This is a genomic window from Brevundimonas sp. T2-11 (genome assembly GCF_055397675.1).
This window is the reverse complement of sequence record NZ_AP027920.1, coordinates 2,542,714-2,561,394: the sequence shown is the minus strand read 5'-3', so window position 1 is coordinate 2,561,394 and position 18,681 is coordinate 2,542,714. Positions and strand designations below refer to the sequence as shown.

Below are 18,681 nucleotides of genomic sequence, written 5' to 3'. Positions count from 1 at the left end.
TTTCGCCTTGTTTTCCAAGGCTGCTTCCATGTTGCGTCGCAATAATAATCCATATTGCGGGGTTTTTGAGCGAACATCGTCCGGCCCCAAATATTACCGGCTTGCAAGGTTGTCATAGATTTGCATAAGTTTGCGTCAGATCGCTTCATCAGAGAGCGACACTCATGGGAGGATGACGATGGCTTATGGCTTCACCCGGCGTGCGCGCCTCATGACCGGCGGCGCCTTGGGCGTCGTCATGACCCTGGCTCTCGCGGGCGGCGTTCAGGCGCAGACGGCTTCGCAGGACGAGCAGGCGACCCAGGTCGACGAGATCGTCGTCACCGGCATCCGCCGCTCGATCGAGGCCTCGATCTCGGCCAAGGCCAACAACACCTCGATCGTCGAGGTCATCTCGGCTGAAGACATCGGCAAGCTGCCCGACGTGTCGATCGCCGAATCCCTGGCCCGCCTGCCTGGCGTGACCATGCAGCGCCTCGACGGCCGCAGCCAGCTGATCTCCATTCGCGGCCTCGGCCCGGACTTCACCACCGCCCTGCTGAACGGGCGCGAGATGGTCACGACCGGCGACAACCGCGGCGTCGAGTTCGACCAGTTCCCGTCGGAAATGATGTCCAGCGTCGTGGTCTACAAGACGCCCGACGCCGCCCTGACCGGCCAGGGCCTGGCCGGCACGGTCGACATGAAGACCATCCGTCCGCTGGACTACGGCCGCCGGGCCATCGTGGCCAACGCCCGCTATGAGTGGAACGACATCGGCGCCCTGAACTCGGGCACCACCGACCACGGCCAGCGCTACACCCTCAGCTACGTCGACCAGTTCGCGGACGACACCATCGGCATCGCCCTGGGCTACGCCCACATGACGTCGCCCTATCAGTCCGAGCGCTTCAACGCCTGGGGCTATCCCAACTACAGCGACGGCAACCTGCTGACCGGCGGGGTCAAGCCCTATGTCATGTCGTCGGAACTGGAGCGCGACGGCTATATGGGCGTGCTGGAATGGCGCCCGAACGACCGGTTCCACACCACGCTGGACGCCTTCTACTCCGAGTTCAAGAACACCCAGGTCCTGCGCGGCATCGAGTTCCCGCTGGCCTGGGGCGGATCGTCGGGCGACTGCGCCTCGGTCGGCAATGTCGCCACCCCGGACGTCTGCCGTCCCGGCCCGTCGCTGCGCCCCGGCTACACCGTCGAGGACGGCATGATCGTCGCCGGGACGTGGGACAACATCAAGGGCGTGGTCCGCAACGACCTGAACAAGCGCGACAGCAACATCACGGCCATCGGCTGGAACACCGAGTTCTTCGCCAATGACGACTGGTCGTTCAACCTGGACCTCAACTACTCCAAGGTCGAGCGCAACGACATCATCCTGGAGACCAACGCCGGCACCGGCCGCAACATCAACGGCGCCCTGGACACCCTGGGCTTCGAACTGACCAGCGACGGCGTGACCCGCTTCACCAGCCAGCTGAACTACGCCGATCCGACCCTGATCAAGATCACCAGCCCGCAGGGTTGGGGCGGCGACGTCATTCCGGGCGGTCAGGCCGGCTATATGAACACGCCCTCCATCGAGGACGAGATCAAGGCGGTCCGCTTCGTCACCACCCGTCAGCTGCACCAGAGCCCGTTCAGCTCGATCGACTTCGGCGTCAACTATTCGGAACGCAGCAAGTCCTTCGTCAACGACCAGTACTATCTGGCCGTTCCGGGCGGCGGCGATCTGTCGATCCCGGCGCAGTTCCTGCTGTCGCCGACCGACCTGGGCTACCTCGGCATCTCGCAGGTCATCAGCTACGACGCCCTGGCCCTGGTCAACAGCGGCGCCCTGGATCGCATCCGCAACCCCAACGCCGACGTCGCCGCCGGCAACTGGGAAGTGTCGGAGAAGGTCACCACCACCTTCATCCGCGCCAACATCGACCACAACTTCTTCGGCAAGCCGCTGACCGGCAACGTCGGCGTCCAGGCCGTCTACACCGATCAGTCCTCGAGCGGTTTCTCGGCCAGCCAGCTGGCGCCGGGCGTGTCGCAGACGCTCGCCGTGCAGGGCGGCGCGGAATACCTGGAGATCCTGCCCAGCGCCAACTTCATCGTGGAAGCCGGCGACGACCTGTTCGTTCGCTTCGCGGCGGCCCGCACCCTGGCCCGTCCGCGCATGGACGACATGCGCGCCTCGCGGAATTACAGCTACAATCCGGCCCTGGCCCAGTCCGGCGACATCAACCGTTCGCCCTGGTCCGGCGGCGGCGGCAACCCGGAACTGCGTCCCTTCATCGCCGACGTGGCCGACATTTCGATCGAGAAGTATTTCGCCAACCGTCGAGGCTATGTCTCGCTGGCGGCCTACTACAAGAACCTCGAGAGCTATGTTTACAACCACAACCAGATCTTCGACTTCTCCGGCTATCCGATCGGCGTCGGCAATCCCGAACCGGTCCTGCGTGAAGGCCTGATCGGGGCGCCGGACAACGGCGACGGCGGCTGGATCAAGGGGGCGGAATTCACGGTTTCGGCGCCGTTCGAAATCTTCCACCCGATGCTGGAAGGCTTCGGCGGCCAGTTCAGCGCCTCCTGGACCGACAGCGAGATCCAGCCTGATCCGACCCAGGCCCCGACGGCCTTGCCGGGTCTGTCGGAAACCGTGGTCAATACGACGGTCTATTATGAAAGGGCCGGCTTCCAGGCCCGCGTCTCGCACCGCTACCGTTCGGACTTCCTGGGCGAGGTCGCCGGCTTCGGCAACGGCCGCACCCTGCGCTCGGTCGCGGCGGAAAGCATCATCGACGCCCAGATCGGCTACGAGTTCCAGTCGGGACCGGCCGAGGGTCTGTCGATCCTGGCCCAGGTCAACAACCTGACCGACGAGCCGTTCAAGACCTTCGAAAACGGCGACGAGCGCCGCACCATCGACTTCCAGAAGTACGGCCGCACCTTCCTGGTCGGCGTCAACTACCGCTTCTGATCCCTTCTCTCTTCTGAGCCGACTGGGGGCCGTGTCTTTCGAGGCCGGCCCCCTCTTTTTTGGCCAGACGGGATTTCGGGGGCGGCGACCGCTCTGGACGCACAGCCCTCTTGCCTAGACAGTTCTTGTAAATCGCGGCGCCGTCGTCGCGGTCCTTCGGGGAGCGACCATGAGCCAACCGCAAAACGGGACGGGGGGAGCCGTGCGCGGCACGGGCCTCGCCTTCGCCTATGTCACCAGCCTCTTCTTCGCCTGGGGCTTCGCCACCTCGCTGATCGATCCGCTGATCGCGGCGGTGCGGCGGGTGTTCGACCTCAGCTATACTGAATCCTTCCTGACCACCTTCGCCTGGTTCATCGCCTACGGCGTGGCCTCCCTGCCGGCGGCGGCGGTGCTGACGCGTCTCGGCTACAGCCGCTCGATCATCGCCGCCCTGCTGACCATGGTCCTGGGCTGTCTGATCGTGCCGGTCGCCACCATCATCGACTTCTATCCCGGCATCCTGCTGGCCCTGTTCGTGATCGCCTCGGGCGTGACCCTGTTGCAGGTGGCCGCCAATCCTCTGGTGGCGGAGCTGGGCACCAAGAAGAGCTCGCACTTCCGCCTGGTCTTCTCCCAGGCCTTCAACTCGCTCGGGGCCACGGTCGGGCCGTGGCTGGGGGCGCACGTCCTGCTGACCGGTGGGGTCTTCGCCGCCGGGGCGGTCGTCACGGTCGCTACGCGCGGCGAGTCCCTGCGCAGCATCGACATCGCCTTTCTGGGCATGGGCGCCTTCTTCGCCCTGATCGCCGCCTTCATCTTCTCGGCGCGCAAGCAGATCAACGCCGCCGCCCCGGTTCATGACGCCGCCGAGCCGGTCGGCGCCGCCGCCATCTTCTCGGCGCTGAAGTCGCGCTGGGCCCTGTTCGGCGCCCTGGCCATCTTCATCTACGTCGGCTCGGAAGTGGCCATCGGCAACATGCTGACCAACTTCCTGTCGGGCCCCGACGTGCTGAACATCCCGGTCGAGGCGGCGGGCAAGATGGTCGCCCTCTACTGGGGCGGAGCCATGGTCGGCCGCTTCATCGGCTCCTGGCTGCTGACCCGCATCCACGCCGGGGTCCTGCTCAGCGTCTGCACCGTGGTCGCGGCCTCCCTGTGCCTGATCGTCACCCAGACGGGCGGCGTGACGGCGGCCTATGCGGCCCTGGCCGTCGGCTTCTTCAACTCGATCATGTTCCCCAGCATCTTCACCCTGACGCTGGAGCGGTCCTCGGCGCCCGCCGCCGCGACCTCGGGCCTGCTGGTCTTCGGCATCATCGGCGGCGCCTTGCTGCCCCTGCTGGCGGCCCAGGTGGCCGACCGCTCGGGCGACATCCACCTGGGCTTCTTCGTGCCGGTGGCGGGCTATCTGCTGCTGACCGTCTTCGCCGTGGCCTGCGCCCGCACCAAGGGCCGGGATAGCGAAGGCCCGGTCGCCTCGCCGCACTAGGTTCACGACGTGGACATGAAGGGGCCGCGTCCGATCGCTCGGGCGCGGCCTTTTCTGTGGAGGGTTACGACGAGCGCGTCGCGTCCGTCAGCGGCTCGCCATAGTGGCGGTCGCCGTGCAGGTTGGCGGCCAGAGGCGCGGTCGTCCGCTCGATCAGGCGATGCACCACCGGTTTGTCCGGCCCCTGATGCAGGGCGTAGATGCGCTGCGAGATGTCGGCGTCGGCCTGGGTGATGCGCTGGTTGTGGCGGACGTAATCCAGCCAGGTCGCGGTCTGGTATTTCTCGACCCAGACGTCCGGCTCGGCCAGGTCGCGCATCAGGTGCCACTGGCGCGCCCCGTCGCGGCGGCGCACGCGGCGGCGCTCGTCCATTACGGCCAGGAAGGCGTCGATGTCCTCTTCCCGTATGCGATAGGCGATGGTGACGACCACTGGCCCGCTGCGCGGTTCGATGGGCAGCCGGGTCTGAGGCTCGGTCCAGCGCCGCAGCAGGTCCATGTTCAGGTTGGCGGTCGAGGGCAGGGGGACGCGCAGGCCGATCAGGACGCACAGGACCAGCACGCCCGCCGACAGGCCGAGCGCCATGTCCAGCCCCTGGGTCTGGGCCAGCGAGCCCCACAGCCAGCTGCCGCCCGCCATGCCGCCGAAGGCCGCCATCTGATAGAGGGCCAGGGCGCGTGCCACGACCCAGCGGGGCACCGACATCTGCACCGTCACGTTGAAGCTGGACAGGGTCAGCACCCAGCCGGCGCCCGCGATCATCAGGGCCGGCAGGGTCAGGATCAGCCAGGGGCTGAAACCGATCACGGCGGCTGCGGCGGCGAAGCCGAGGGTGGCGGCCCGCACCACGGTCTCGGTTTCATACTTGGCGCGCAGCTTGCCGACGAACAGGGCCCCGCCCACAGCGCCGACCCCGAAGGCGCCCAGCAACAGGCCGAAGACCAGAGGCCCGCCGCCGCCTTCGCGCGCCACCAGGGGCATCAGGGCCTGAACTGCGCTGGCCCCGACGCCGAAGACCACGGCGCGCAGCAGGACCGCCGTCACGCGCGGCGACAGGAAGGCGTAACGCAGGCCCCCGGCCATGGCCGCCAGCAGGCCCTCCCGCGGCAGGGTCTGTTTCGGCCGCTCGGGCCTCCAGCGGAAGAGGACCACCAGCAGGCCCAGATAGCTGACGGCGTTGACGGCGAAGGCCGCCGCCGCACCCGCCGCCGCCACGATCATGCCGCCGATCGCGGGGCCGACGCTGCGGGCCAGGTTGAAACCCATGGAGTTGAGGGTCACGGCCCCGGCCAGATCCTCGCGCGGGACCATGTCGCCGACCGAGGCCTGCCAGGCCGGGCCGTTGAAGGCGGTGCCGCAGCCGATCAGGAAGGTGAAGGTCAGCAGCACCCAGGGCGTGATCCAGCCCACATAGGTCATGACCGCCAGCCCGGCCGACACCAGCAGCATGAAGCTCTGGGCCGCCAGCATGATCTTGCGCCGGTCCACCGTGTCGGCCAGGGCGCCGGCCGCCAGCGACAGCAGCATGATGGGCAGGGTGACCGAGGCCTGGACCAGGGCCACCATCTGGGCCGAGGCGATGGAGGACATCATCCAGGCGGCGCCGACAGACTGGATCAGCCCCCCGAAATTCGTCACCAGACTGGTGATCCAGACGGCGCGGAAGACCGGATGGTTCAGCGGGGCCAGCGCCCCGGTGCGCGCGGGCGGCGCGGTCTCGGGGGCGCTCATGAGGCGGACCGGCTGGAACGGGAGATCAGGATGGCGACGCCTGAACAGTGACTGCGGAACGAGCCCCTACTGCACCCCTTTGGCGACGGCTTGGCAAGCCGTGAAGGGTTTATATTGGCGTGAACGCTTGACCCCGCTCACCCCGGCGGACGCCGGGGCCTAGTAAGAGCCTCAACCACCACGGCGGAGTGAGTTCAGCTCTGCGTATGCAGCCCAAGCACTGGGTCCCGGCGTCCGCCGGGATGAGCGGGGAAGAGGGGGTGTTTATCTCGCCAACAGGGCGTCCGCCGCCGACTGGTTCAATCCCGTCTCGCCCGCCAGGGCCGGGCCGTTCAGCAGGGCGGCGTCGGGGTGCTCTTCCGAACTCCGGGGCGGGGCCTTGCGTCCGGTCAGGGCGGTCAGCAGCCGGGCGATCCTCTGGTCGGCCAGGTCCTGAAAGCTGCAGGCGGCGAGGATGCGATGAAAGCTGTCCGTCACCGCGTCGGCGTCGAGAGGCTTCGCCCGGGTCAGGGCCAGGCCCTGTTCGGCGGCGGACAGAAGGTCGTCGGCTGCGGCGGCCAGTTCGCGCCTCAGATGGTCGATCTCGGCCAGGATCTGTTGCGGCGTCATGGAGAGCGTCATGGCGTCAGATCTCGCCGATGACCGAAGTCAGCTTCTGCTTCAGCACCGCCAGGGTGAAGGGCTTGATGACATAGTTGTTCACCCCCGCCTGACGTGCGGCGATGACGTTCTCGACCTTGGCTTCGGCGGTGACCATGACGAAGGGGGTGGCCCTGGTCTTCTCCTCGGCGCGAACCTGTTTCAGCAGCTCCAGACCCGTGACGGGCTGCATGTTCCAGTCCGACAGCACCAGGCCGTAATTCTTCTCCTTCAGCAGGGCCATGGCCGCCGCCCCGTCGGGCGCATCATCGACGTTGACGAAGCCCAGCTGGTTCAGCATGCCCCGCACGATCCGCACCATCGACTTGTAGTCGTCCACCACCAGGACGTTCATGCTCTTGTCCGCCGCCATTCCATTCCTCTTTGCACAGGCGCGGCCGAACGGGCCGCTGTGATTGAAGGACGCGCCGACTTCGCGAAGTCGCGACACACTCATAAGGTGTATTCGCTTAAGCTTGACTTAACCGATGCGACTCATGGTTGTGTTCGTGGGGCGGCGCAGGTTGCCCCGCAGGGACGCCCTAGCCGGGGGATGAGCCGTGGACGACGTCATCATCGAGTTCGTGTCCGAGGCCCGAGAGGGCATCGAGGCCGTGGACGCCAAGCTGGTCCGCTTCGAGCAGACGCCGGACGATCCGGACCTGCTGGGGGACATCTTTCGTCTGATCCACAGCCTGAAGGGCGGCTCCGGCTTTCTCGGCCTGATGCGGCTGCAGAGCGTGACCCACGCCGCCGAGAACGTGCTGGGCCTCTATCGCGACGGAACGCTGGCGGTGGACGGGCCTTCCGTCACCGTCATCCTCGACGCGGTCGATGTGGTCCGCAACATCATCGAGGGTCTGGCCGAAGCCGGCGTGGAGCCGGAAGGCGACGACCGCGCCCTGATCGCCCGGCTGGACCGCATTCACGCGGGCGAAGGCGCATCGGCGACGGTCGCGCCCGCCGCGTCGCGCTCCCTGCTGGAACGGGTCGGCGGCGAGGCCACGCTGGACGCCGCCTGCGAAGGGGCGCTGGCCCTGTTGGTCACGGCTCCCGACATCGGCTCCCTGTTCGCCGGGATCGACCTCGACCGGGTGCAGGCTGAATGGCGCGAGGCCCTGTGCGGCGTGGCCCGCGCCACGGCGGCGCCCGGCGCCTTTCAGCGGGCCCTGGTCGAGACCTTCGGCGCGGCGCTGGCGGGGCGGGAAGCGGCCTTCATCGACGCCGTGCGCCAGTGTCTGCTGGACCTGGAAGCCGAGGTCGAGGCGGTCGATGTCCTGTTGGCCGCTCCGTCCGCCGGGGGCGAGGCTGAGCCGTCGCGCGCGGACCGCGCCGCCGCCGAGCCCGCCAAGGGGCCGCAGACCATCCGCGTCGGCGTCGACACGCTGGAAGGCCTGATGACCATGGTCAGCGAGCTGGTGCTGATCCGCAACCAGTTGATCCAGACCCTGCGCGACCAGCCCGAGACTCCCTTCGCCGGGCCGTTGCACCGCCTGAATCAGGTGACCAGCGAACTGCAGGAAGGGGTGATGACCACCCGGATGCAGCCGATCGGCGGGGCCTGGGCCAAGCTGCCGCGTCTGGTGCGCGACCTGGCCTCGGACCTGGGCAAGCGCATCGATCTGGTCATGACCGGCGAGGAGACCGAGCTGGATCGTCAGGTCATGGAGCTGATCCGCGATCCCTTGACCCACATGATCCGCAACGCCGCTGATCACGGCCTGGAGACGCCGGACCAGCGCCGGGCGGCGAGCAAGCCGGAGATGGGCCGCATCGCCCTGTCGGCGCGCCACGAGGGCGGGGCGATCCTGATCGAGATGGCCGACGACGGGCGCGGCCTGCCCGCCGCCCGTCTGCGCGACAAGGCGGTCGAGGCGGGGTTGATCACCCCGGCCCAGGCGACGGCCATGAGCGACGCCGAGGCGCGCCAGCTGATCTTCCTGCCCGGTTTCTCGACCGCCGCTTCGGTGACGGCGGTGTCGGGACGCGGCGTCGGCATGGACGTGGTGCGCACCAATATCGAGGCCATAGGCGGGGCGGTCGAACTGACCTCGGTCGAGGGGCAGGGGACGCGCTTCACCATCCGCATCCCCCTGACGCTCAGCATCATCGCCGGACTGGTGGTCGAATGCTGCGGCGAGCGCTTCGCCATGCCCCAGGCCAGCATCATCGAACTGGTCAGCGCCAACGGGACGGCGGGTCGCCGCATCGAACAGATCAACGGCGCCGAGGTGTTGCGCCTGCGCGACCGGTTGCTGCCGCTGGTGTCCCTGCAGGCCCTGCTGGGGCTGGAGGCGCCCGAGGGGCCGCGCGGCGAGGCCTGCATCGTCGTGGCGCGCGTCGGGGCCTTCGACTTCGGCGTTATCGTCGACCGGGTGTTCGACACCGAGGAGATCGTGGTCAAGCCGACAGCCTCGATCCTGCGTCACCTGAAGCTCTATTCCGGCGCGACCATCCTCGGCGACGGGGCGGTCATCATGATCCTGGACTTCAAGGGCATGGCGGTCGAGGCGGGCGCCGGCGCCCTGCTGAACGGCGGCGACGAGGTCCCGATCGAGGCCGCGACCGGCGAGGCGGACGCCGAGGCCCTGCTGGTCTTCCGCGCCGCCGACGACGGGCTGAAGGCCGCGCCCCTGGCGGGCGTGGCGCGCATCGAGGAGCTGGAGCCCTCGATGCTGGAATGGGCCGACGGGCGCTCGCTGGTCCAGTATCGCGGCCAGCTGATGCCGGTGCTGGGCGCCGACGGGGCGGCCCTGTCGCGCGCGCCTGAGGCCAAGCGGCCCCTGCTGGTCTTCTCGCGCGGGGCGCGCAGCCTGGGCCTGATGGCCGAGGAGATCGTCGACATCGTCGAGGCGGCGGCCAACGCCGAGCTTACGGGGGCCTCGACCGGGGTCAGCGGCAGTCTGGTGGTGGCGGGCCGGGCGACCGAACTGATCGACGTGGACTACTACTGGCGGCGCTGCGACGGATTGAGCGAGCCACGCGCCGAGACCTCGGTCCGCGCCGCCAAACGCCTGCTGGTCGTGGACGACAGCCCCTTCGTGCGGATGCTGCTCGGCCCCCTGCTGGCCCAGGCCGGCTATGAGGTCGAGGTGGCGTCCGACCCCGAGGCGGCTCTGGCCCTGCACGACGCGGGCGCAGCCTTCGACCTGATCCTGGCCGACACCAGCCCCGCCGGATCGGCGGCGCGGCGGATGGCGACCGCCTTTGGCCGGGCCTCGGCCTGGCACGCCACGCCCCTGCTGGGTCTGGGCGCCGCCTTCCTCAGCGGTCCGCCGCAGGAGGCCCTGCTGAGCGAGGTGGCCGAAGTCCTTTCCAATGATCAGGAGGCCGCATGAGCCCTGCTTCAACAGACCCTTCGCTCGAAGGATTCGTCGCCGTCCGCGTCGGCGATCAGATGATCGGCGTCCCGCTTCTGCGGGTTCAGGACGTGATCGCCCCCGTGCGCATCGATCGCGTGCCTCTGGCCCCGTTCGAGGTGGCCGGGTCGCTGAACCTGCGCGGCCGCATCATCACCGCCGTCGACATGCGCCGCCGTCTGGGCCTGCCGCCGCGCGAGATCGGCCAGCCGCACATGAGCGTCATCGTCGAACGCGGGGGCGAGCTCTACGCCCTGCAGGTCGAGGATGTCGGCGACGTCCTGTGGCTGGATCGCGCGGCCAGGGAGCCTCTGCCCGTCACCCTGGCGCCCGAATGGCGGGCCCTGTGCGACGGCCTTTACCGCCACGACGACGCCTCCCTGCTGATCCTCAACATCGAACAGACCTTCACCCTGTCCGCCCCGGCCGTCGCGGCCTGAGCGGAGCACCAAGGAGCCTGCCATGTCGCGCACCGCCAACGCCGCTGCCCACGCCGCTGAACGCCTGGACGACCTGATCGTGGCCGGACCTGAGGACGATCCCGACGCCTTCGCCCGCGCAGTGGTGCGGTCCACCTCCGCCGCCCTGATGATGGTCGACCGCGACCTGACCATCATCGACCTGAACGACGCCACGCGCGCCCTGCTCAAGGCCAACGAGGCCGCCTTCGCCCGCGCCTTCCCCGGGGTGGCGCTGGACCGGATGGTCGGCACCTCCATCGACGTCTTCCACAAGGACCCCAGCCATCAGCGCGCCATGCTGGCCCAGCCCCTGGCCCGCCCGCACATCGCCGAGATCAGCGTCGGCGACCTGAGGTTCGCCCTCAGGGTCATGTCGGTTCTGGATGCCGGCGGCGACTACGTCGGCAATGTGCTGGAGTGGAACGACGTCACCGAACTGCGCAAGCACGCCGGCATGCTGGAGGCGCTCAGCAAGGCCCAGGCGGTGATCGAGTTCAGCCTGGACGGCGTGATCCAGAGCGCCAACGGCAACTTCCTGAGCACCACGGGCTATCGGCTGGAGGAGATCGTCGGCCGCCATCACTCCATGTTCGTCGATCCCGCCGAAGTCCAGTCCGGCGCCTATCGCGCCTTCTGGGAGAAGCTGGGGCGCGGGGAATACGACGCCGGTCAGTATCGCCGGGTCGGCAAGGACGGGCGAGAAGTCTGGCTGCAGGCCAGCTACAATCCCATCCTCGACGCGCGCGGCACGCCGCTCAAGGTGGTCAAGTTCGCCACCGACATCAGCGCCCAGAAGCAGGTGGCGGCGCGGGTGACGGAGATCTCGGGCATCGTCGCCTCGGCGGCCTCGCAGATGCGGGCCACGGCCGAGGGCATGGCGGGCACGGCCGAGGAAACCACGCGTCAGGCCGGATCGGTGACGGCGGCGGCCGAGGTCACCTCGGTCAACGTCCAGACCGTCTCGTCAGCGGGCGAGGAACTGACCGCCTCCATCGCCGAGATCGCGCGTCAGGTGGCCGAGTCCAGCAGCATCTCCCAGCACGCCGTGACCGAGGCCGACCGCACCAGCGAGGCCATCCGCACACTGGCCGACGCCGCTCAGAAGATCGGCAACGTCGTCACCCTGATCAACGACATCGCCGGCCAGACCAAGCTGCTGGCGCTCAACGCCACCATCGAGGCGGCGCGGGCGGGCGAAGCGGGCAAGGGCTTTGCTGTCGTGGCGTCCGAGGTGAAGAGCCTGTCCGACCAGACGGCGCGGGCGACGCATGAAATCTCGTCCCAGGTCTCGGCCATGCAGGCGGCGACCCAGACCTCGGTCGGGGCCATCGGCAGCATCACCGACACCATCCGCAACGTGGCCGATATCGCCTCGGCCATCGCCGGGGCGGTCGAGGAGCAATCGGCCGCCACCCGCGAAATCGCCGCCAACGTGACCCAGGTGGCCGAGGGGACGCGTCAGGTCTCGACCAGCATCGCCGGGGTCAACGCCGCGGCGGTCCAGACCAGCGACGCCTCCTCGGAACTGCTCAACGCCTCCGGCGAACTGGCCCGCCAGGCCGAGGCCCTGACGGCGGAAATGGATCGTCTCGCCGCCGCCTGACCCCCAGCAGGCCGCGACGGGACGGAGAGGGGGCGAGGGCGCGCGACACGCCTTCGCCCCCCGAGTCATTCACCCAATCCTCCCTTGTCGCGCAGCGACGGGGGAGGGGGACCGCGTAGCGGTGGAGGGGGCGAGCAACGAATGCCGCGCCTTCTTGTTGGAGCCTGTGCGTGAGGCCGCCCCCTCCACCACGCTGGCGCGTGGTCCCCCTCCCCCGCAGGCGGGGGAGGATCAAGGTCAGCCGCCCGGTCTGAACACGCCCCTCAGCCCCACAGCCGGCGCGAATCCGCTCTCCAGCCCCACCACCGTCTCGGCGCTGCCCAGAACCAGCGCCCCATGGGGCTCCAGCGCCTGACCGATCTGGCTCAGCGCCGCGCGCTTGTGCTCGCGGTCGAAGTAGATCAGCACGTTGCGGCAGAAGATCAGGTCGAACCGGCCCAGACCCGCCGTCCCGGCCAGCAGGTTATGCGGCGCGAACCGCACCATCGACCGCACCTGCGGCGACAGCAGCCACTGATCCCCCTGACGCGTGAACCAGCGGGCCAGCCGCGTTTCGGTCAGACCGCGCCTGACCTCGAAGTCGCTGTAAAGGCCGCTGCGGGCGCGCTTCAGTATCGGCTGGGACATGTCCGTGGCCAGGATGTCGAGGCACCAGCCCGGCATCCGGTGCTGTTCCTCCATCAACAGCATGGCGAGGGAGTAGGGCTCCTGTCCGCTGGAACAGGCGGCGCTCCAGATGCGCAAGGAACGGCTCTGCGCCCGCGCCACCAGAAGGTCGGGCAGGATGACGTCGCGCAACTGGTCGAAGGGCGTCGTGTCCCGGAAGAAGAAGGACTCATGCGTCGCCATGGCGTCGATGCAGCGCTGGGCCAGGGCTCCGGATGGCTCGGCCCCGACGCGGGCCAGCATCTGGTCCAGCCCGTCGAAGCCGTCCTTGCGCGCCAGCGGCTCCAGCCGGCTCTTCAGCAGATAGTCCTTGTCCGCCGTCAGCACGAGGCCGGAGCGATCCAGCACCAGCTTGCGGAAACCCTCATAGGCGACGGTCATGCGCAGGCCCTCCGCAGCCAGGGGCCGATCTGGTCGAGCGGCAGGACGGCCTCGGCCAGTCCCGTCTTCGCGGCGGCGCCGGGCATGCCCCAGACCACGCTGGTCGCCTCGTCCTGCACGACGAAGCGCCCACCGGCTTCGGCCACGGCGCGACAGCCCTCGGCCCCGTCCGAGCCCATGCCTGTCAAGATCAGCGCCAGCAGGCCGGGGCCATAGACCGCCGCCGCCGAGCGCAGCATGGGATCGACCGAGGGCCGGCAGAAGTGCTCGGGCGCTTCCTGATTGAGACGGATCACCGGCACACGTCCGCTTTGACCCACCGCCATGTGCCAGCCGCCCGGCGCCACATAGATCCGGCCGGGCAGAACGGGCTCGCCGTCGAGGGCCTCGGCCGCCGGACGTCCGCCCGCGCGCTCCAACTGCTCGGCCAGCATGGCGGTGAAGGTCGGCGGCATGTGCTGGGTCAGCAGCACCGCCTGCTCCAGCTCGCCCTTCAGGTCGGCGAACAGGCTCATCAGGGCGGGCGGCGCCCCGGTCGAGCCGCCGATGGCCACGACCCGGGGTCGGACCGGCGGCGACAGGGGGGCGGGGCGGACGACAGGAGCCGCGAGGGTCGGGGCGCTGGCGGTCGAACCCGGCCGACCCCGGCTCTGGCCCAGGGCCTTCACCTTGGCGACCAGTTCCCGCGCGAACTCGTCAGCCCCGACCAGCCCTCCCGTCTCGGGCTTGGGCACATAGTCGGCGGCCCCGGCCTGCAGCGCCTGCAGGCTGATGCGGGCGTTGCGCCGCGTCAGGGTCGAGGCCATGACCACCTTCACGTCCGGTTGACGTTGCAGGATCAGGGGCAGGGCGGTCAGCCCGTCCATGACCGGCATCTCGATGTCCAGCACCACCACGTCGACCGGGGTGCGCGCCAGCTCGATCAGAGCCGCCTCGCCATGGGCGGCGCGGGCCACGACGCTGAGCGCCGGATCGCGTTCCAGGGTCTGCACGATCAGGCCGCGCACGATGGCGCTGTCGTCCACCACCATGACGCGAATGCGAGGGTCTCGAACCGGAGTGGGGGCGGTGTCCAGCAAGGCGATCGGTCCTCTGGGTTGAACGCTGGATGTAACCCAGAGTTGTAAACAAGCCGTCGCCGTGACGCGCGGGGCCGCAGGGCCTATAGAGGCCGCTCCCTTTTCTCCGCCGCCCGCCGGGACGCCTTTCGTGACGACTGAAACTGCAACGCCCGTCTGCGTCGCCGCCCTCTATCGTTTCGCGCCGATTGCGGATCGCGAAGCCGTGCAGGCGCGCCTGCTGGACCTGTGCGGTAGCGAAGTGCGCGGCACCCTTCTGGTGGCGCACGAAGGCCTCAACGGCACCATCGCTGGACCCGAAGCCGCCGTCGCCCGCGTGGTGGACGGGGTGCGCGCCATGCCCGGCTTCGACCGGCTGGAGCTGAAATACTCGACCGCCGGGGTCATGCCGTTTCACCGCCTGAAGGTGCGGCTGAAGGCCGAGATCGTCACCATGGGCGTGACCGACATCGACCCGGTCGAGGGCGTCGGCGCCTATGTCTCGCCCCGGGACTGGAACGCCCTGATCGCCGATCCCGACACCATCGTCATCGACACCCGCAACGACTACGAGGTCGAGGTCGGGACGTTTGAGGGCGCCATCCAGCCCAACACCCGCACCTTCCGCGAGTTTCCCGACTGGTTCCGGACCGAGGGCCGCGCCCTGCTGGACCGGCCCAATCCGCCCAAGGTGGCCATGTACTGCACCGGCGGCATCCGCTGCGAAAAGGCGACGGCCTTCCTCAAGGCCGAGGGCGTCGAGCAGGTCTTCCACCTGGAAGGCGGCATCCTGAAATACCTCGAGACCATCCCCGAGCCCGAGAGCCTGTGGCGCGGCGACTGCTTCGTCTTCGACGAGCGGGTCGCGGTGGGTCACGGCCTGAAGGAGGGCGACCACAGCCTGTGCCGCGGCTGCCGCATGCCGGTCAGCCCCGAGGCGCGCCTGTCGCCCCTCTATGTCGAGGGCGTCTGCTGCGACCGCTGCCACGACACGCGCACCGACGAGCAGCGCGAGGGCTACGCCGAGCGGCAGAAGCAGATGGAGATCGCGGCGCGGCGTGGCGTCGGGCATGTGGGCGCGGCGCAGAAATAGACCTGCCCTCTCCCATCGGGAGAGGGGAGGCTCGCGGCAGGGCGACGTGCGTGCCATGCTCGCTCCCAGCCTGAACGGAGCCCGCCCATGTCGTCCTTCCGTCCCGTCGCCGATCTGGACACCCATGAGGTGACCAACCAGCCGCCGGCGCTGGAGGACGTCAACCTGTTCACCGGCGACCGGGCCCTGGCCGACGCCGTGCGCCGTGCGGGAGGCGAGCAGCACGAGGCGCGACTGTCGGCCCTGGGCGCGCGCTGCGGTTCGGCCGAGGTCATCGACTGGGGCGTTCAGGCCAACCGCGTCCCGCCGGTGCTGGACACCCACGACCGCTATGGCCGGCGCATCGACGAGGTGACCTTTCATCCGGCCTATCATCAGCTGATGGCGCTGGGGCTGGAGGCGGGGCTGGCCTCCGCCGCCTGGGACGGGACGGCGAACGGCCATGTCCTGCACGCCGCCGTCCTGTTCCTGACGGGCCAGGCGGACTCGGGGACCAGCTGTCCCATGACCATGACCTACGCCTCGGTTCCGGCGCTGGCGGTCGAGCCGGGCGTCGGCGCGTCGTGGATCGAGAAGATCAGAGGCGGGCGTTACGATCCCGCCGTCCGGCCTGCGCCGGACAAGGCCGGCGTGACCCTGGGCATGGCCATGACCGAGAAACAGGGCGGGTCTGACGTGCGCGCCAACGCCACCCGCGCCGAGCCGACGGGCGAGGAGGGCTGGTATCGCCTGACCGGGCACAAGTGGTTCTGTTCGGCCCCCATGTCCGACGCCTTCCTGACCCTGGCCCAGGCGCCGGGCGGCCTGACCTGTTTCCTGCTGCCGCGCTGGTTGCCGGACGGGACGCGCAACGCCGGCTTCCGCGTCATGCGGCTGAAGGACAAGATGGGCGACCGCTCCAACGCCTCGTCCGAGGTCGAGTACCATGGCGCCCTGGCCCAGAGGATCGGCGAGGAGGGGCGGGGCGTCGCCACCATCATCCGCATGGTCCAGCACACGCGGCTGGACTGCGTGATCGGCTCGGCGCAGCAGATGCGCGGCGCTCTGGCGCAAGCCGTCTGGCACGCCGCCCACCGCACCGCCTTCCAGAAACGCCTGATTGACCAGCCCATGATGGCGGCCGTCCTGACCGATCTGGCGGTCGAGAGCGAGGCGGCCACGGCCCTGTCCATGCGTCTGGCCCAGGCCTTCGATCAGGACGATCCCCTGGCCCGCCTGGCCACGCCGATCGCCAAATACTGGGTCTGCAAGCGCGCGCCGGGGATGGTCTATGAGGCGATGGAGAGCCTGGGCGGCGCAGGCTACGTCGAGACCGGCCCCATGCCGCGCCTGTTCCGCCAGTCGCCGCTGAACGCCATCTGGGAGGGCTCGGGCAATGTCATCGCCCTGGACGTCCAGCGCGCCTTCGGTCGAGAGCCCGAGGCGGTCGCCGCCCTGCGCGCCTTCCTTGAGGCGCAAGGCGGGCATGATGCGGTCTATGACGCCTGGCTCGCCGGTCTGGATCTGGCGGGCGCGTCGGAGGCAGGCGCGCGCTGGACTGTCGAACGTCTGGCCCTGGCGCTGCAGGCGGCGGTCTTGCTGGAGGCGGAAAGTCCGGCGGCCGAGGCCTTCTGCCGTTTGCGCCTGCAGTCGCGCGGCGCCCAGTATGGGGCCTTTGACGCGGCCGTCGATCAAGGATGGGTGCTGGATCGGGCCATGCCGACCTCGCCGGGCGGGTGAAGCTTGATGACCACGGAGTCAATAAAACGTCAGGTTGCGCGCCCTGCCCACTGGACGAAGCATGGTTTCCATCGTTAACGGCGAAGCGTGACACAGGATGCCGAGATTCCCCGACTGACGCCGCGAGAGCAGGAGATCCTCCTGCTGGCGGGCCGTCGGCTGGGCGACAAGGAGATCGCGCAACAGCTGAACCTGTCGCCGCGCACCGTTCAGAACCACCTGCATCGCGCCTACGAAAAGCTGGGCGTTTCCGACCGTTTGCAGGCCGCGCGTCGCCTGAGTGATCTCTACTCAGGGGGATCAATCCCCATATCCCCGACACCCGACGCCGAGCCATCTGCGCCTGTCTCCGCAGCGCTTTCGACAGCGCTCGAGAACGGGACGATGCGGCGTTCGCTCTACGAACGCTACGCCGCATTGGACGGCTGGCGCCGGCCCAGGAAGCTGGGGGGCTCCCTGCTGTGGCTGATCCTGGGCTGGGCGCTCGCCTGGCTGTTGATCGCCGCGGTCGGCGCCAGTCTCGCCAATCCCGTTCTAGAGCTGATCCATCGCCTGCGGTGACGTGGTCGTCATCGGAGGTGGGCGTGGGCGTCAGATTTAGATAATTTCACGGCCGAGGTCGGCTGTCCCTGTCGTGCGCAGCGCGCTGGAGCCTGAGGATGCATCCTCTTCAGATTACCCTCATCGCAGCCAACGCCGTCGGCTTTTCCCTTCTGTTGTGGAAGGGGCGGCTGGACGATCGCCTGGCGGTGCTGGTCATGACCTTGACCCAGATCGGGTCGTTCGCGCTGACCGAAGTCACGTGGAACGGGATGCGGGCGGGGCTGCTGTCGATGGACCTGCTCTGTTTCCTGTTCCTGTGGGCGCTGGCTGAGCGCGGGGGGCGCTGGTGGCTGGTGCTGGCGGCGGGCTTCCAACTGATCGGCTTGCTCGGGCATTTCGCACCCTTCCTCGCGCAGGAGCGCCTGGCCTGGGCTCTGGTGACCTTGCTGTGGGGCGTTTGGACCCTTGTCAGCATTACGGTGTTCTTCGGCGTCTGGGAGGTTATGGCCGACCGACGTTTCGCCCGGGAGGGGCGTGATGGCGCAAGAATGGACCATGGAGGCGGCGCGCGCGCTGCTGCTTCAATGGAATAGACGCAAGGTCGAGGGGGCGGTCCGTCTCGCCGGGCTGTCGGTCGACCTCGACGCGGTGGAATCCTGGCTTCTGGATCAGAGGCCGAGTTCGCTGGCGGAGGCCGAGCGTCTTCTGGATCTGATCGCGGTCCATGAAACGGGGGCCGGCGACGACCTCGGAGGACTGTGCCGGGTCGGCGGGGCGGTGCGCAACGACATCGGCCGCCACGGCAGTCGCGTCGAGGTCAGTTTCGCCCCTCAGGCTTCGGGTCCTCTCGCCGGTCGGGCCTGAAAAGTCATCGTCTGCTGACGAAAAGTCACCGATTGCTGACCCGAGGTAAGGCTTTCAACGGCTGAAACCGACTGCTAGAGCGCGGTTTCTGTCCGCGACAAAGGCCGTGCGCCGTCGCTCC

The 18,681-nt window shown here is 68.8% G+C and carries 15 protein-coding genes; 10 read left to right on the top strand and 5 right to left on the bottom strand.

Annotated elements, in window-relative coordinates; all coding sequences use genetic code 11:
- The first annotated feature begins 172 nt into the window (after window positions 1-172).
- Together ACZ5XO_RS12535 and ACZ5XO_RS12530 are read left to right on the top strand one after the other, a co-directional pair.
- Complete coding sequence (locus tag ACZ5XO_RS12535; protein WP_464162669.1) at window positions 173-2,971, top strand: TonB-dependent receptor; 2,799 nt, start codon at window positions 173-175, stop codon at window positions 2,969-2,971.
- A 169-nt stretch (window positions 2,972-3,140) separates the two neighbouring features.
- Window positions 3,141-4,442, top strand: coding sequence for a sugar MFS transporter (locus ACZ5XO_RS12530; protein ID WP_464162668.1), 1,302 nt, complete (start codon window positions 3,141-3,143; stop codon window positions 4,440-4,442).
- 64 nt (window positions 4,443-4,506) lie between these two features.
- On the opposite strand, the gene ACZ5XO_RS12525 is transcribed toward ACZ5XO_RS12530, so the two are convergent.
- The 3 genes from ACZ5XO_RS12525 to ACZ5XO_RS12515 form a co-directional block, all read right to left on the bottom strand.
- Window positions 4,507-6,174 carry an MFS transporter gene (locus ACZ5XO_RS12525; RefSeq protein WP_464162667.1) on the bottom strand — a complete coding sequence of 556 codons (1,668 nt, stop codon included), beginning with the start codon at window positions 6,172-6,174 and terminating at the stop codon, window positions 4,507-4,509.
- 264 nt (window positions 6,175-6,438) lie between these two features.
- Window positions 6,439-6,795: a hypothetical protein gene (locus ACZ5XO_RS12520; protein ID WP_464162666.1), complete on the bottom strand. Its 357-nt coding sequence runs from the start codon at window positions 6,793-6,795 to the stop codon at window positions 6,439-6,441.
- A gap of 4 nt (window positions 6,796-6,799) precedes the next feature.
- Window positions 6,800-7,186: a response regulator gene (locus ACZ5XO_RS12515; protein WP_464162665.1), complete on the bottom strand. Its 387-nt coding sequence runs from the start codon at window positions 7,184-7,186 to the stop codon at window positions 6,800-6,802.
- Between the two features lie 187 nt (window positions 7,187-7,373).
- Here ACZ5XO_RS12515 and ACZ5XO_RS12510 point away from each other — a divergent pair, with 187 nt between their 5' ends.
- From ACZ5XO_RS12510 to ACZ5XO_RS12500, 3 genes are read left to right on the top strand one after another with little or no spacing between them, the layout of a single operon-like run.
- The gene (locus ACZ5XO_RS12510; protein ID WP_464162664.1) at window positions 7,374-10,151 is read left to right on the top strand and encodes a hybrid sensor histidine kinase/response regulator; all 2,778 of its coding nucleotides are present in this window, start codon (window positions 7,374-7,376) and stop codon (window positions 10,149-10,151) included.
- On the top strand, window positions 10,148-10,612 hold the full coding sequence (locus tag ACZ5XO_RS12505) for a chemotaxis protein CheW (protein ID WP_464162663.1): 465 nt from the start codon (window positions 10,148-10,150) through the stop codon (window positions 10,610-10,612). Before ACZ5XO_RS12510 ends, ACZ5XO_RS12505 begins: the two co-directional genes overlap by 4 nt.
- 22 nt (window positions 10,613-10,634) lie before the next feature.
- The gene (locus ACZ5XO_RS12500) at window positions 10,635-12,236 is read left to right on the top strand and encodes a methyl-accepting chemotaxis protein (RefSeq protein ID WP_464162662.1); all 1,602 of its coding nucleotides are present in this window, start codon (window positions 10,635-10,637) and stop codon (window positions 12,234-12,236) included.
- A gap of 237 nt (window positions 12,237-12,473) precedes the next feature.
- Here ACZ5XO_RS12500 and ACZ5XO_RS12495 read toward each other — a convergent pair whose 3' ends face one another.
- Together ACZ5XO_RS12495 and ACZ5XO_RS12490 are read right to left on the bottom strand one after the other, a co-directional pair.
- Window positions 12,474-13,283, bottom strand: coding sequence for a CheR family methyltransferase (locus tag ACZ5XO_RS12495; protein ID WP_464162661.1), 810 nt, complete (start codon window positions 13,281-13,283; stop codon window positions 12,474-12,476).
- Window positions 13,280-14,362, bottom strand: a complete 1,083-nt coding sequence (locus ACZ5XO_RS12490; protein ID WP_464162660.1) for a protein-glutamate methylesterase/protein-glutamine glutaminase — start codon at window positions 14,360-14,362, stop codon at window positions 13,280-13,282. Before ACZ5XO_RS12490 ends, ACZ5XO_RS12495 begins: the two co-directional genes overlap by 4 nt.
- A gap of 130 nt (window positions 14,363-14,492) precedes the next feature.
- Between ACZ5XO_RS12490 and trhO the strand changes: the two genes are divergently transcribed.
- From trhO to ACZ5XO_RS12465, 5 genes are all read left to right on the top strand, one after another.
- On the top strand, window positions 14,493-15,434 hold the full coding sequence (trhO, locus tag ACZ5XO_RS12485; protein WP_464162659.1) for an oxygen-dependent tRNA uridine(34) hydroxylase TrhO: 942 nt from the start codon (window positions 14,493-14,495) through the stop codon (window positions 15,432-15,434).
- An 87-nt stretch (window positions 15,435-15,521) separates the two neighbouring features.
- Window positions 15,522-17,153, top strand: coding sequence for an acyl-CoA dehydrogenase family protein (locus ACZ5XO_RS12480; RefSeq protein WP_464162658.1), 1,632 nt, complete (start codon window positions 15,522-15,524; stop codon window positions 17,151-17,153).
- An 87-nt stretch (window positions 17,154-17,240) separates the two neighbouring features.
- Window positions 17,241-17,714 (top strand): helix-turn-helix domain-containing protein, encoded by a 474-nt coding sequence (locus ACZ5XO_RS12475; protein WP_464162657.1) that lies wholly within the window; start codon window positions 17,241-17,243, stop codon window positions 17,712-17,714.
- Between the two features lie 98 nt (window positions 17,715-17,812).
- Window positions 17,813-18,289: a hypothetical protein gene (locus tag ACZ5XO_RS12470; protein ID WP_464162656.1), complete on the top strand. Its 477-nt coding sequence runs from the start codon at window positions 17,813-17,815 to the stop codon at window positions 18,287-18,289.
- Complete coding sequence (locus ACZ5XO_RS12465; protein ID WP_464162655.1) at window positions 18,234-18,560, top strand: hypothetical protein; 327 nt, start codon at window positions 18,234-18,236, stop codon at window positions 18,558-18,560. The genes ACZ5XO_RS12470 and ACZ5XO_RS12465 overlap by 56 nt, the downstream gene beginning before the upstream one ends.
- Window positions 18,561-18,681 lie beyond the last annotated feature (121 nt).